Genomic DNA, 12,485 nt, shown 5'->3' on the forward strand with positions numbered 1-12,485 from the left:
ACGTTGTGCACCATGTTGCCGTAGGCAATGCTGCGGCTGCCGCAGGAGTTGTTGCCGGCCATGCCGCCCAGCGTGGCCTGCGCACTGGTGGACACATCCACCGGATACCACAGGCCGTGTTTTTTCAGGGCGGCGTTCAGGTGGTCCAGCACGATGCCGGGTTCGACCTCGGCCTTGCGGTTTTCCACATCCACATCAATGATGTTGCGGATGTGTTTGGCGTAGTCGATCACCAGGCCGGCACCTACAGTCTGGCCGCACTGGCTGGTGCCGCCGCCGCGCGGAGCTATGGGCACACCCATGTCGCGGCAGATGTCGAGTGCGGTTTTGACATCGGGCGCGCTGCGCGGCACAAACACGCCAATGGGCATCACCTGGTAGATCGAGGCATCGGTGGCATAACGGCCGCGGTCCGCTGCCGAAAAAAGCACTTCGCCGCGGGTTTCGCTGGCCAGCCGGGCGGCCAGCCGGCCGGCCACTTCGTTGCTGATGCGGGCGACCTTGTCGTAGGCGTGGGCTGCCGTGTCCTGTGCGACTTTCAGGGGGAGGGGAACATTCATGGGGTGCTCATGCCTTGGCCGGCTGCTGTACGGCGCGAAGTTGCTCGACCACCACGTTGCACTTGTTTTTCAGGTGAGCCAGCAGCACGGCACGCATGGCAGCCGCATCGCGTGTGCCCAGCGCCTCGATCATCTGTTCGTGTTCTCTCACCGCGGCGCTCCATTTTTCACCGTCCTGGTTGGAGCGGAAACGCAGTGCCTGCAAGCGCGCATTGACCTGTTGGTAGGTGGCGGTGAGCACCGGGTTTTTGGCGGCGGCATTGATGGCGCCGTGAATGGCGGCGTTGAGCCGGTAATAGGCGGGCAGGTCACGCCGGATGTAGGCCGCCAGCATCTCGTAATGCATGGCCCTGATCTCGGCCAGTTCGGCGTCGGTGATGCGCTGCGCCGCGAGTTCGCCGGACTGTGCTTCCAGGCCGGACATCACCTCGAAGGTGTTCAGCACATCGGCTTCGGACAGCTCCACCGCAATCGCGCCGCGATTCGGCAGCAGCTCGACCAGGCCTTCGGCGGCGAGCATCTTGATGGCCTCGCGCAGGGGCGTGCGCGAGACCTTGAGCACCTCGCTGAGTTCACGTTCATTGAGTTTGGCTCCGGGCGGGATGCGGTTCTCGACCAGCATCTGGCGCAGTCGGTGCGCCACCTGCTCATGCAGGGCGGCACGGGGGATGGATATAACGTCGGCGCTCATTGTGAAATTTTGTATGCAAAAAAGTTGGCTGTCAAATTGAACTAAAGAAGTGAGACCCATTGACAAATGAATTTTGTATGCAAAAAATGAGGCATATCCACGAAACCTGCCGAATCATGCTGACACTCGATTTTCACCCCACCGGCCGTCATTTCCTCCAGATACCCGGCCCTTCACCGGTGCCTGACCGCATTTTGCGCGCCATGAGCCTGCCCACCATCGACCACCGCGGCCCCGAGTTCGGCGCGCTGGGGCTCAAAGTGCTTGCCGACATCAAGAAAATCTTCAAGACCAGCCAGCCCGTCATCATTTATCCGGCCTCCGGCACCGGCTCTTGGGAGGCTGCGCTGGCCAACACCCTGAGCCCGGGCGACCACGTGCTGATGTATGAAACCGGCCATTTCGCCGCCTTGTGGCAAAAGCTCGCCGCGCGCCTGGGTCTGAAGACCGAGGTGATGAGTCACCCCGGCCCTGAAGTCTGGCGCCACGGTGTGCGCGCCGACCTGATCGAGGAGCGGCTCAAGGCCGATACGCAGCACAGCATCAAAGCGGTTTGCGTGGTGCACAACGAAACCTCCACCGGCGTGACCAGTAACATCGCGGCCGTACGCAAGGCCATCGACGCGGCCAGACACCCGGCGCTGCTGCTGGTGGACACCATTTCCGGCCTGGCCTCGGCCGATTACAGGCACGACGAGTGGGGCGTGGACGTCAGCATCAGCGGATCGCAAAAGGGTCTGATGCTGCCGCCCGGCATCAGCTTCAACGCGGTGTCCGCCAAAGCGCTGGAAGCCAGCAAGACGGCCAAGCTGCCCAAAGCCTTCTGGGCCTGGGACGAAATCATCGAGATGAACAAGGCCGGCTACTGGCCGTCCACGCCCAACACCAATCTGCTCTACGGGCTGAACGAAGCCTGCGACATGCTGCTCGAGCACGGGCTGGACGTGGTGTTTGCGCGCCACCAGCGCTGGGCCGAAGGCGTGCGGGCGGCGGTCAGGGCCTGGGGCCTGCAGATCCAGTGCGCCGATGCATCGGTATATTCTCCTGTCCTCACCGGTGTTATGACACCCGAAGGCGTGGACGCGGACGCCGTGCGCAGGATCATCTACGAACGTTTCGACTGCTCGCTGGGCACCGGCCTGGGCAAGGTCAAGGGCCGCATGTTCCGCATTGGCCACCTGGGCGATTCGAACGACCTGACCCTGATGGCGGCCCTGTGCGCCTGCGAGATGGGGCTCAAGCTCGCCGGCGTCAAGCTGGCAGGTTCGGGCGTGCAGGCGGCGATGGACTACTTCGCAAGCCACCCGGTGGCCCTTCCGTTGCAGAAAGCTGCCTGATCCGACATTTTTTCCCGTCACACGCTGTCCGGCCGTGTGGCCCGTTGCAAGTCACGGACACCCATAGCAATAAAAGGAGACATCATGAAAGCGTTCACATTTTCTGCGGCCACCCGCCGATCCCTGATTGTTGCAAGCGCGGCAATGGCCCTTCATGGCGCGGTGCTGGCGCAGCCGATCGAGCTCAAGCTCGGCCACGTCGGCGAGCCGGGCTCGCTGTTCCAGCTTAGTGCCGACGAGTACGCCAAACGTGTGAATGCCAAACTCGCCGGCAAGGTCAAGGTCGTGACCTATGGTTCCAGCCAGCTGGGCGGCGACAAGGAAATGATCCAGAAGCTCAAGCTCGGCACCCTCGATATGGCCATTCCCTCCACCGTGATGACCTCCGAGGTGGACCTGTTCGGCATTTTCGAAATGCCCTACATCGTCAAGGACAGGGCGCACATGGCGCGCATCGAGAAAGAGGTGTTCTGGCCCAGCATCGCGCCGGAAACCGAGAAAAAAGGCCTCAAGGTGCTGGCCGTCTGGGAGAACGGCTATCGCCACATCACCAACAACAAGAAGCCCGTCAAGGGACCGGATGACCTCAAGGGCATCAAGCTGCGTGTGCCCGAAGGTAAGTGGCGCGTGAAGATGTTCCAGAACTACGGCGCCAACCCGAGTCCGATGAAATTTTCCGAGCTGTTCACAGCCCTGCAGACCGGGGTGATGGATGGCCAGGAAAATCCGTTCACGCAGATTTATTCAGCCAAGCTGCAGGAAGTGCAGAAATTCCTGTCGCTCTCCGGTCATGTCTACACGCCGGCTTACCTGACCGTGGGCTCCAGGCGGTATGGCAACCTGCCGGCCGACGTGCGCAAGGTGCTGGAGGATACGGCGCGCGAAACCCAGGCTTACGTGTATGGCGAAGCCAGCAAGGCCGAGACCGACCTGCTGGCCAAACTCAAGCAGAGCGGCATGCAGGTCAACGAGGTGGACAAGGACGCCTTTATTTCCGCCAGCAAGTCGATTTATGAGGAGTTCGGCAAGGAAGTCGCCGGCGCCAAGCCGCTGATTGACAAAGCCGTCGCGCTCGGCAAATAAGCGGCTTCACGATGCACAACATTCCAACACCGGGTACCGGCAGCGCCATGCACCGCTTCCGTGACCGTTACGGCCTGCTTCTCGAATGGGTGGTGATGTTCCTGATGGTCGTCCTGGCGGTGGAGGTTACGCTGGGCATTGTCTTTCGCATGAGCGGCAGCGCGCTGGTCTGGTACGACGAAGTTGCCTCGGTGCTGCTGGCCTGGCTCACGTTTTACGGCTCGGCACTGGCCTCGGTGAAACGGGCGCACATCGGCTGCCCTGAAGTGGTCGAGCAGTTTCCGGCGGCTCTGAAGCGAGTGGTCGGCATCGTCGGCCAGGTTCTCGTGATCCTGTTTTTCGCCCTGCTGGGCTGGGTCGGCCTGAGCATCATGCCAGTCCTCGCGGGCGACGCGCTGGTGAGCCTGCCGTGGGTGCCGATGAACGTCGTGCAGTCGGTGATTCCAATTTCTTCCGCGCTGATCCTGGTTGCCGAGGTCATGTTTTTGATCGACCTGATCGATGGACGGGCAACCGCCAGCGCGTCGGCTGCTGTCGCCGCCTCCGAAATGCAAAGCACGGAATAAAGCCATGACCATCATGCTGATCCTGTTTGGTGCCGTGCTGGCGCTGGTGCTGCTCAATATTCCCATAGCCGTGTCGTTGGGCATCGTGGCGGTGATTGCCATGCTGGCGAGCCACGGCCTCGATTCGCTGCCCAACGTGGCGCTGGTCGTCTACAACGGGGCGACCAATTTCCCGCTGCTCGCCATTCCCCTTTTCATTCTGGCCGGCGCCATCATGAACGCCTCGGGCATTTCACAGCGTCTGGTGGCCTTCGCCTCGGCACTGTTCGGCTGGGTGCGGGGAGGCCTCTCGCATGTGTCCATAGGCGCTTCGCTTTTCTTTGCGGAAATCTCCGGTTCTGCTGTGGCCGACGTGGCCGCGCTGGGTTCCATCCTGATACCGGGCATGAAAGAGAAGGGCTATCCCGCGCCCTTTGCCGCGGCCGTGATGTCGTCGGCGGCGACGCTGGCCGTCATCATTCCGCCGTCCATTCCCATGATCCTGTACGCGGTGATGGCAGAAACTTCCGTGGTGCAGATGTTTGTGGCCGGCATCGTTCCCGGCCTGCTGGGCGCTGCCGGCCTGATGGGTATGGCCAGCTTTCTGGCGCGGCGCTACAAACTGCCGCGCGAGGCCAGTTTTTCCATGCAGCGGGTGATCAAGAGCGGGCGCGAAGCGCTGTGGGCCTTTACGTTGCCCATCATCATCCTGGGCGGCATTTTCGGCGGTGTGGTGACTGCCACCGAAGGCGCCGCGCTGGCGGTGATCGCAGCGCTTTTCATCGGGCTGGTGGTGTACCGGGAGCTGGACCTCAAGCACCTGCGTGCGGCTGTCATGGAAGGCGGCGTACAGACCGCCGTGGTGATGCTGCTGGTGGCCACCAGTGCCTTGCTGGGCACTTACCTGACCGAAGTTCAGGCACCGCAGGCGCTGGCCAAGGCGGTGTCGGACTTCACCTCCAACAAATGGGTGGTGCTGGCGCTGCTCAATGTGCTCTTCCTGTTTCTCGGCATGTTTTTGCATTCCGCAGCCGCCATCATCCTGGTGATCCCCATCGTGATGCCGCTGGTCCGCTCCGTCGGCATTGACCCCGTGCATTTTGGCCTGATTGTCACCATCAACCTGGGCATTGGCCAGCAGACACCTCCAGTCGCCAGCGTGCTCATGGTGGCCAGCTCGATCGCCAAGGCCTCGGTCTGGGATGTGAGCAAGGTCAACATCTGGTTCATCGGGGTGCTGGTCGCGGTGCTGATGCTGGTGACCTATGTACCGGTGACAGGCCTGGGCCTGGTCGAGCTGTTCTACCGTTGAGGAGCCATGTTTTGATGCGAGAACCCCGAAAATGCGCTGAGGGTGGGCGGCCGCTGCCGCTGGCCGGCGTTCGCGTGCTGGACATCAGCCAGGTGATGGCCGGTCCCTATGCCTGCATGCTGCTGGCGGACATGGGTGCCGACGTGATCAAGATCGAGCCGCCCGGTAGCGGCGACCAGACGCGCGGCGCCATGGGTTTCAAGATGAAGGGGCCTGATTCGCTGGGTTTCCTCAACATGAACCGCAACAAGCGCAGCGTCGCGCTCAATCTCAAGTCGGAGGCGGGCAGGGCGCTGCTGCTGAAGCTGGCCAAGGATGCAGACATCCTGCTGGAGAACTACCGCCCCGGCGCGATGAAGCGGCTGGGACTGAGCTACGAGGTGCTCAAGGAGATCAACCCGAAGCTGGTCTACACCAGCATCTCCGGCTTCGGCCAGAGCGGCCCCTGGGCCGACCGGCCGGGCTTTGATCTGATGGCGCAGGCCATGTCCGGCGTGATGAGCGTGACCGGTTATGCCGGCGGCCCGCCGGTCAAGGCCGGCGTGCCGGTGGCCGACATCGGTTGCGCGCTGTTCGCGGTATATGCCACGCTGTCTGCCTACATTGGCGCCAAGGCCAGCGGCCAGGGCCAGCATGTGGACGCGTCCTTGTTCGACTCGGCGCTGGCTTTCTCCGTCTGGGACATCTGCGACTACTGGGGCACCGGCAAAGAGCCCGAGCCGCTGGGAACCTCCAACAAGATGACCGCGCCCTACCAGGCGATGGCCTGCTCCGACGGCTACTTCGTGATGGGCGCGAACAACCAGAAGCTGTGGCTACAGCTGTGCAAGCTGATGGGCCGCGAGGAACTGCTGGCCGACGAACGCTTTTCCACCATTTCGCTGCGCCTGGCGAATCGGCAAGCGCTGGAAGTGGAGCTGGAGAAAACCTTCCGTCTCAAGCCCAAGGACTATTGGGTCAACACTTTTCTCGAAGCCGGCATTCCCGCTGGTCCCATCCTGACTTATCCCGAAGCCTTCGGCAGCGACCATGCCAAGGCGCGCGGGATGCGCATGGAGATCGACCATCCGGTCGAAGGAAAGGTGCCCAACATCGGCTTCGCGGTGAAGATGTCCGGTACACCGCAGCAGGTGCGCCGCCATCCGCCACGCCTGGGCGAACACACGGCCGAGGTGCTTGCCGAACTCGGCATCGGCGCTGCCGAGCAGGAGCAACTGGACGCCCAGGGCGCTTTCGCAGCATGAGCGCGTCGAACGCGAAAGGCATCGTCCACCTGGACATCAATGGCGGCGTGGCCTCTGTGGTGTTCGACCGCCCCGAAGCGCGCAACGCCATGACCTGGGCCATGTACGAACGCCTGAACCAGCTCTGCGAGCAGCTCAGGGCCGACAGCTCGGTGCGCGTGGTGACGTTTCGCGGCGCCGGCGGCCAGGCCTTTGTAGCCGGTACCGACATCGAGCAGTTCAAGGCTTTCAGCAGCGGCGAAGACGGCGTTGCCTATGAGCAACAGATCGACCAGTGCATGGCCCGGCTCGAGTCGCTGCCCATGCCTACCGTGGCGCTCATTGAGGGCTGGGCTATAGGCGGCGGCCTGGCGATTGCCACCGCCTGCGACTTTCGCATCGCCACGCCGGGTTCGCGCTTTGGTGTGCCCATTGCCAGGACGCTGGGCAACTGCCTGTCGGTGGCCAACCTGGCACGGCTTTGCGCCGTGTTCGGCATACCGCGTGTCAAGCGCATGCTGATGCTGGCTGAAACCCTTTCTACGGATGAAGCGCTGGACTGCGGCTTCCTCCTGCAGACCAGCGAATCCGCGGACATCCATGCGGTGCTGTCCACCCTGTGCGAACGGCTGGCGGCGCTGGCACCCGTGACCCAGAGCGTGAGCAAGGAAGGCCTGCGCCGATTGGCCAGCCGCGGCCTGCCGCCCGACGAGGACCTGATCCGCCGCTGTTATGGCAGCGCGGATTTTCGAGAAGGTGTCTCGGCCTTTGTTGAAAAAAGAAGTCCTGTCTGGAAAGGCGTGTAGCGCATTGAGAGCGGTATAGCAGCTACCTTTTGTACCTCGGTGGCGCTGTTGCGTCATTTGTCTCATGCGCGGCGGCACCTGTCGCACCGCGCAGATCCAGCACTGGACTTCGCGCCCCCATGCCCCTAACATCTGAACCTGTTCCTGGCGCTTGCCGGGTTGTTATCTGCTGGACGCCATTTATGCCTGCTATCGCGAAAGCCTCTTTTCCTGCCCTGTCTGCCTTTTGCCTGTCGCTGCTGTTTTTCGCAGGTGCCAGCCACGCGCAAAAAGCCTGGGTTGTCGGGCAGTCCGCGCCCCTGAGCGGCGGCAACGCCGCTTTTGGCCGTGACATCCATGACGGCGCTGCTGCCTACTTCAAATCAGTCAATGCCAAGGGCGGTGTGGGCGGGCTGCCTGTCGAGCTGGTGGCGCTGGACGACAAGAACGACCGCAAGCAGGCCGGTGTCAACACGCAGAAGCTGCTGGAGGTCAACAATGCCGTGGCGCTGTTTGGCTACGCCTCGGCCACGCTCAGCCTGGATGCGATGCCTCAGGCCGAAAAAGCCGGTGTGCTGTTTTTTGCGCCATTCACAGGCGCCAACCCGGTGCGCAAGCATAGCCCCGTGGTGTTTACGATGCGCGCATCGTACGGTGATGAGCTGGAAAAAATGCTCGCGTTCTGGACCGGCCTGGGTGCCAAGAATGTGGCCGTGGTGCATTACGACGACGAAGTTGGCACCCAGAACCTGGCCGTGGTAACCGAGTACCTCGCCAAGCAGGCAAAAAAGCCCGTGCCCTTCGCCTTGAAGCGTAATACCAAAGTAAGTGATGCTCAGGTGGATCAGCTGCTCAGTCTCAAGCCCGATGTCATCATCAGCACCGTGCTGTCTGGCGCTGCGGCGGACATCAGCAAGCGGATTGCTGCGCAGGGCAAGTTCATTCCGACGTCCAGCCTGTCCTTCGTGGGTGCGCAGCAGTACATCGAGGCTGCGGGCGAAGCCGGTGCCGGCGTGTCGATTTCACAGGTCGTGCCCAACGCCAGTTCACCGTTGCCGGTGGTCAAGGAATGCGCCAAGGCCCTGAAGGATGCCGGCATCACGGCGGTCATGAACAGTGCGCACCTGGAGTCCTGCATTGGCGCGAAGGTGCTCACCGAGGCCATGCGCCGCAGCAAGAAACCCGGCGACGCCCGGGCTTTGCTGGCCTCGATGAGCGCCCTGGGCAGCTATGACACCGGCGGCTTCGTCGTGTCCTACTCACCCAGCCAGCAGCACGGCAGCAAGTATGTGGAGTTGGGCATGGTGACGCGCGACGGCAAGCTGCGCAACTGAGTCGCGTTGCAAGGCCGCTCAGCGGTAGTGCGCGCACAGCGTTTCGATCAGCGACTCGGCATAACGCGGCAGCGCATCGCGCTTGCGCACCAGGATGTAACGCTCGCGCACGCTCCAGGGCTCCAGCAGCTCGATCAGTGCAATGCCCATGGACGCCTGGTTGCGCCGCGCGGCCGACTCCGGAACAATGCCCACGCCCACGCCAGCGCCAATCATGCGGCACATCGCGTCAAAGCTGGAGAGCTGGATGCGCAGCTTCAGCGGCTTGCCCAGGCTTTCGACCACCTGCGCCAGAAAGGTTTGCAGCGTGCTGCCCGACTGCATGCCCACCGCGTCTTCGTCCAGGGTTTCGGCAAAGGCAATTTTCTTGCGGCGTGCGAAGCGGTGGTTTTTGGCGGTGGCCAGCACCAGCCGGTCGGTGCTGAAATGAATCGCCTCCAGCCCCAGCGTGTCCACCTTGCCGGCGACGATGCCGATGTCAGCCCGGCCGTCCAGCACGCCGCGCGCAATCTCGGCGTTGGGTTTTTCCTGCAGGTCGATGTTGATTTTCGGGTTGGCCGATAAAAAGTCCGGCAGGATTTCCGGCAGGAAGTCCGTCACTGCGGTGGTGTTGGCAAACACCCGCAGATGCCCGCGCAGCCCGCCGCCGTATTCCTGCAGATCGGTGCGCAGCTGCTCGGCCTGGCGCAGCACGCCGCGGGCGTGGAATAAAAAGGCCTCGCCGGGCGGCGTCAGCCGTACGCCGCGCGCTTCGCGGTAGAGCAGGCTCAGGCCGGACTGGGCCTCGAGCGACTTGATGCGCGCACTGGCCGCAGCCAGCGACAGGTGCTGCCGCTCCGCAGCGCGTGTCATGTTGCCTTCGTCGGCCGTTGCCACAAACAGCCGCAGGTCCGTCAGGTCGAATTGCATGCGCCATGCTACCGGAAAGACGACAAGTCTTCGTGGTTGACGAAGTCTCACGCCGGCAAGCTCTCGAGGTGAAGCTGTACCAGGAACCCCGAACGGGTCGCTTGCAGACTTCGGAATTTCAGAAGTCTCGCTGCTGAAATGGCAGATTGCATTTCCGCGCGTCTGCGCCGACGATGGTGTCCATGACTTCAGACATTCGAACCGTGGACGCCGCCATGCTGACGAAGCTGCATGGCTGGGTCGGCCAAACCGAAACCCTGAGCGACAGCATTACCGCGGCGCCGGTGCGGGCACTGTCAGCCACACTGGACCGCGACGATGCCGACCCGGCGCCCGGCACGCCCCTGCCCGAATTGTGGCACTGGCTGTATTTCTTGCCGACTGCACGCCAGTCCGGCCTCGGACCCGACGGCCACCCCCAGCGCGGCGGCTTTCTGCCGCCTGTGCCCTTGCCGCGCCGCATGTGGGCCGGCGGGCGCCTGCAATGGCACCAGCAGGTGCTGCAGGTCGGTGACGCGGTGACCCGGACCTCCCGCATCGAATCGGTGACCCACAAGTCGGGGCGCACCGGCGACCTGGTGTTTGTGCTGGTCAAACACGAGGTGCGCAATGCCCGGGGCCTGGCGCTGACCGAAGAGCACGACATTGTGTACCGCGCCAATCCGCAAGCCGCAGACCCTGGCCCTCAGCCCCAGGCCGCAGAGAAAAACGCGGCCTGGTCGGACATCGTCACGCCCGATGATGTGCTGCTGTTCCGTTACTCGGCGTTGACCTTTAACGGTCACCGCATCCATTACGACCGGAAGTACGTGACGGAGGTGGAGGGTTACCCCGGCCTCATCGTGCACGGCCCGCTGATCGCCACCCTGCTGGTGAACCTGCTGCGCAACAACATACCTGGGGCGCGCCTGCTCACCTTCGAGTTCCGGGCAGTGCGGCCTGTGTTCGACCTGTGGCCCTTCAAGCTTCACGGCACGCCCTCAGCCGACGGGAAAAACGTGAAACTCTGGACCGAAGACCACGAAGGCTGGCTCACCATGCAAGCCTCGGCGACGCTCGCTTGAGCTTATGAGATGAAAGTCCCACACATTTGTCATTGCGGGCCTGACCCGCAATCCATGTCTGCATACCCGCGTCGGTGGATCATGCCGCATGGATTCCGGATCAAGTCCGGGATGACATTTTTCACAGTTATCCACAGAAACCATCCATGAAAACCCAAATCCCCACCGCCGACGCCTACCAGGACATGCGGGAAGCCCTGCGCAGCATGCTGGCCGGCTTTGACTCCGCCTACTGGCAGAAAGTCGACCACGAGCGCGGCTACCCCGAAGCTTTTGTGAATGCGCTGACCGACGCCGGCTGGCTGGCTGCGCTGATCCCCGCCGACTACGGTGGCTCAGGCCTGGGCCTGGCTGAAGCCTCGGTCATCATGGAAGAGATCAACTTCGCCGGCGGCAATGCCGGCGCCTGCCACGGCCAGATGTACAACATGGGCACCTTGCTGCGCCATGGTTCAGACGCGCAGAAAAAACTCTACCTGCCGAAAATCGCGAGCGGCGAGCTGCGCCTGCAGTCCATGGCCGTGACCGAGCCGACTACCGGTACCGACACCACACAACTCAAGACCACGGCCGTGAAGAAAGGTGGCAAGTACGTGGTCAACGGCCAGAAGGTCTGGATCTCGCGCATCCAGCATTCCGACCTGATGATCCTGCTGGCCCGCACCACGCCCTTGGCCGAGGTGAAGAAAAAGTCCGAAGGCATGTCGATCTTCATCGTCAATCTGAAAGACGCGATCGGCCAAGGCATGGCGGTGCAGCCTATCCCCAACATGGTCAATCACGAGACCAACGAAGTGTTCTTCGACAACCTCGAAATTCCCGCGGAGAACCTGATCGGTGAGGAAGGCAAGGGCTTCAAGTACATCCTCGACGGCCTGAACGCCGAGCGCACGCTGATTGCCGCTGAATGTATTGGCGACGCCTACTGGTTCGTCGACAAGGCGCGCCGCTATGCCAGCGACCGCGTGGTGTTCAACCGCCCCATCGGCCAGAACCAGGGCGTGCAGTTCCCGATGGCCGACGCCTACATTGAAACCGAAGCCGCGAACCTGATGCGCTTCAAGGCCTGCGAACTTTTCGACGCCGGCAAGCCTTGCGGCGCGGAAGCCAACATGGCGAAGTACCTGGCAGCAAAAGCTTCCTGGGAAGCGGCCAACATGTGCCTGCAAACCCATGGCGGGTTTGGATTTGCAAACGAATACGACGTGGAGCGCAAGTTCCGCGAGACCCGGCTGTACCAGGTGGCGCCGATCTCCACGAATTTGATTTATTCCTATGTGGCTGAGCATTTGCTTGGTTTGCCGCGGTCGTTTTGAACTGCCGAATTGCAGCCATGAATTTTTCTCCAGCCCAACTGTTTGCCAGCAAGCCGGGCCTCGCCCCGGCGGGCGGCGGGATCCAATGCCTGCGCCTATCCACCGTTCGGGCTGAGCCTGTCGAAGCCTTCTTTGCTTCGGTTGTTCGTGGCTTGCCAACTAGCCGGGGGTTGCCCGGCGGCAACTCACTTTCTTTTTGCGTCGCCAAAAAGAAAGTAAGCAAAGAAAAAGGCGACCCTGCTGTCTGCGACCCCCTTCGCTGGCGCTACGGGGGCAACCTGCGGTGCTCGGTCCAGCCGGGGCCGGGCTCGAACTCGCTTCGCTCA

At 62.5% G+C, this 12,485-nt stretch carries 13 protein-coding genes; 10 read left to right on the forward strand and 3 right to left on the reverse strand.

What is annotated here, in order from left to right; translation table 11 throughout:
- Together ABI660_RS20915 and ABI660_RS20920 are read right to left on the reverse strand one after the other, a co-directional pair.
- Positions 1–560, reverse strand: a 560-nt coding sequence (locus ABI660_RS20915) for an FAD-binding oxidoreductase (RefSeq protein WP_348071744.1), incomplete at its 3' end; no start/stop codon positions are given.
- Between the two features lie 7 nt (positions 561–567).
- Positions 568–1,251, reverse strand: a complete 684-nt coding sequence (locus tag ABI660_RS20920; protein ID WP_348071746.1) for a GntR family transcriptional regulator — start codon at positions 1,249–1,251, stop codon at positions 568–570.
- A gap of 116 nt (positions 1,252–1,367) precedes the next feature.
- On the opposite strand from ABI660_RS20920, the gene ABI660_RS20925 reads away from it, so the two are divergent.
- The 7 genes from ABI660_RS20925 (at position 1,368) to ABI660_RS20955 (ending at position 8,870) form a co-directional block, all read left to right on the forward strand.
- Positions 1,368–2,588: an aminotransferase class V-fold PLP-dependent enzyme gene (locus ABI660_RS20925; RefSeq protein ID WP_348071748.1), complete on the forward strand. Its 1,221-nt coding sequence runs from the start codon at positions 1,368–1,370 to the stop codon at positions 2,586–2,588.
- A gap of 84 nt (positions 2,589–2,672) precedes the next feature.
- Positions 2,673–3,671: a TRAP transporter substrate-binding protein gene (locus ABI660_RS20930; RefSeq protein ID WP_348071750.1), complete on the forward strand. Its 999-nt coding sequence runs from the start codon at positions 2,673–2,675 to the stop codon at positions 3,669–3,671.
- 11 nt (positions 3,672–3,682) lie between these two features.
- Entirely contained in the window at positions 3,683–4,237 is a 555-nt protein-coding gene (locus ABI660_RS20935; RefSeq protein ID WP_348071752.1) for a TRAP transporter small permease, read from the forward strand.
- 4 nt (positions 4,238–4,241) lie between these two features.
- Positions 4,242–5,528 (forward strand): TRAP transporter large permease, encoded by a 1,287-nt coding sequence (locus ABI660_RS20940; protein WP_348071754.1) that lies wholly within the window; start codon positions 4,242–4,244, stop codon positions 5,526–5,528.
- 14 nt (positions 5,529–5,542) lie between these two features.
- A complete protein-coding gene (locus tag ABI660_RS20945; RefSeq protein WP_348071756.1) occupies positions 5,543–6,772 on the forward strand; it encodes a CoA transferase in 1,230 nt (409 codons plus the stop codon).
- Complete coding sequence (locus ABI660_RS20950; protein WP_348071758.1) at positions 6,769–7,557, forward strand: enoyl-CoA hydratase/isomerase family protein; 789 nt, start codon at positions 6,769–6,771, stop codon at positions 7,555–7,557. The genes ABI660_RS20945 and ABI660_RS20950 overlap by 4 nt, the downstream gene beginning before the upstream one ends.
- 182 nt (positions 7,558–7,739) lie before the next feature.
- On the forward strand, positions 7,740–8,870 hold the full coding sequence (locus ABI660_RS20955; protein ID WP_348071760.1) for an ABC transporter substrate-binding protein: 1,131 nt from the start codon (positions 7,740–7,742) through the stop codon (positions 8,868–8,870).
- A gap of 18 nt (positions 8,871–8,888) precedes the next feature.
- On the opposite strand, the gene ABI660_RS20960 is transcribed toward ABI660_RS20955, so the two are convergent.
- Positions 8,889–9,779 (reverse strand): LysR family transcriptional regulator, encoded by an 891-nt coding sequence (locus ABI660_RS20960; RefSeq protein ID WP_348071762.1) that lies wholly within the window; start codon positions 9,777–9,779, stop codon positions 8,889–8,891.
- A gap of 182 nt (positions 9,780–9,961) precedes the next feature.
- On the opposite strand from ABI660_RS20960, the gene ABI660_RS20965 reads away from it, so the two are divergent.
- From ABI660_RS20965 to ABI660_RS20975, 3 genes are all read left to right on the forward strand, one after another.
- Positions 9,962–10,843, forward strand: coding sequence for a MaoC family dehydratase N-terminal domain-containing protein (locus tag ABI660_RS20965; protein ID WP_348071764.1), 882 nt, complete (start codon positions 9,962–9,964; stop codon positions 10,841–10,843).
- A gap of 146 nt (positions 10,844–10,989) precedes the next feature.
- A complete protein-coding gene (locus ABI660_RS20970; protein ID WP_348071766.1) occupies positions 10,990–12,159 on the forward strand; it encodes an acyl-CoA dehydrogenase family protein in 1,170 nt (389 codons plus the stop codon).
- A gap of 17 nt (positions 12,160–12,176) precedes the next feature.
- A partial coding sequence (locus tag ABI660_RS20975; protein ID WP_348071768.1) for a hypothetical protein occupies positions 12,177–12,485 on the forward strand: 309 nt, incomplete at its 3' end.

Origin of the sequence: Polaromonas sp. (genome assembly GCF_039930745.1) — a bacterium.
Classification (GTDB): Bacteria; Pseudomonadota; Gammaproteobacteria; order Burkholderiales; family Burkholderiaceae_C; genus Polaromonas.

What these genes read in the sequence shown, in the direction of transcription:
- ABI660_RS20920 (WP_348071746.1), bottom strand. Translation starts at nt 1,251, where the DNA reads ATGAGCGCCGACGTTATATCCATCCCCCGTGCCGCCCTGCATGAGCAG.
- ABI660_RS20925 (WP_348071748.1), top strand. Translation starts at nt 1,368, where the DNA reads ATGCTGACACTCGATTTTCACCCCACCGGCCGTCATTTCCTCCAGATA.
- ABI660_RS20930 (WP_348071750.1), top strand. Translation starts at nt 2,673, where the DNA reads ATGAAAGCGTTCACATTTTCTGCGGCCACCCGCCGATCCCTGATTGTT.
- ABI660_RS20935 (WP_348071752.1), top strand. Translation starts at nt 3,683, where the DNA reads ATGCACAACATTCCAACACCGGGTACCGGCAGCGCCATGCACCGCTTC.
- ABI660_RS20940 (WP_348071754.1), top strand. Translation starts at nt 4,242, where the DNA reads ATGACCATCATGCTGATCCTGTTTGGTGCCGTGCTGGCGCTGGTGCTG.
- ABI660_RS20945 (WP_348071756.1), top strand. Translation starts at nt 5,543, where the DNA reads ATGCGAGAACCCCGAAAATGCGCTGAGGGTGGGCGGCCGCTGCCGCTG.
- ABI660_RS20950 (WP_348071758.1), top strand. Translation starts at nt 6,769, where the DNA reads ATGAGCGCGTCGAACGCGAAAGGCATCGTCCACCTGGACATCAATGGC.
- ABI660_RS20955 (WP_348071760.1), top strand. Translation starts at nt 7,740, where the DNA reads ATGCCTGCTATCGCGAAAGCCTCTTTTCCTGCCCTGTCTGCCTTTTGC.
- ABI660_RS20960 (WP_348071762.1), bottom strand. Translation starts at nt 9,779, where the DNA reads ATGCAATTCGACCTGACGGACCTGCGGCTGTTTGTGGCAACGGCCGAC.
- ABI660_RS20965 (WP_348071764.1), top strand. Translation starts at nt 9,962, where the DNA reads ATGACTTCAGACATTCGAACCGTGGACGCCGCCATGCTGACGAAGCTG.
- ABI660_RS20970 (WP_348071766.1), top strand. Translation starts at nt 10,990, where the DNA reads ATGAAAACCCAAATCCCCACCGCCGACGCCTACCAGGACATGCGGGAA.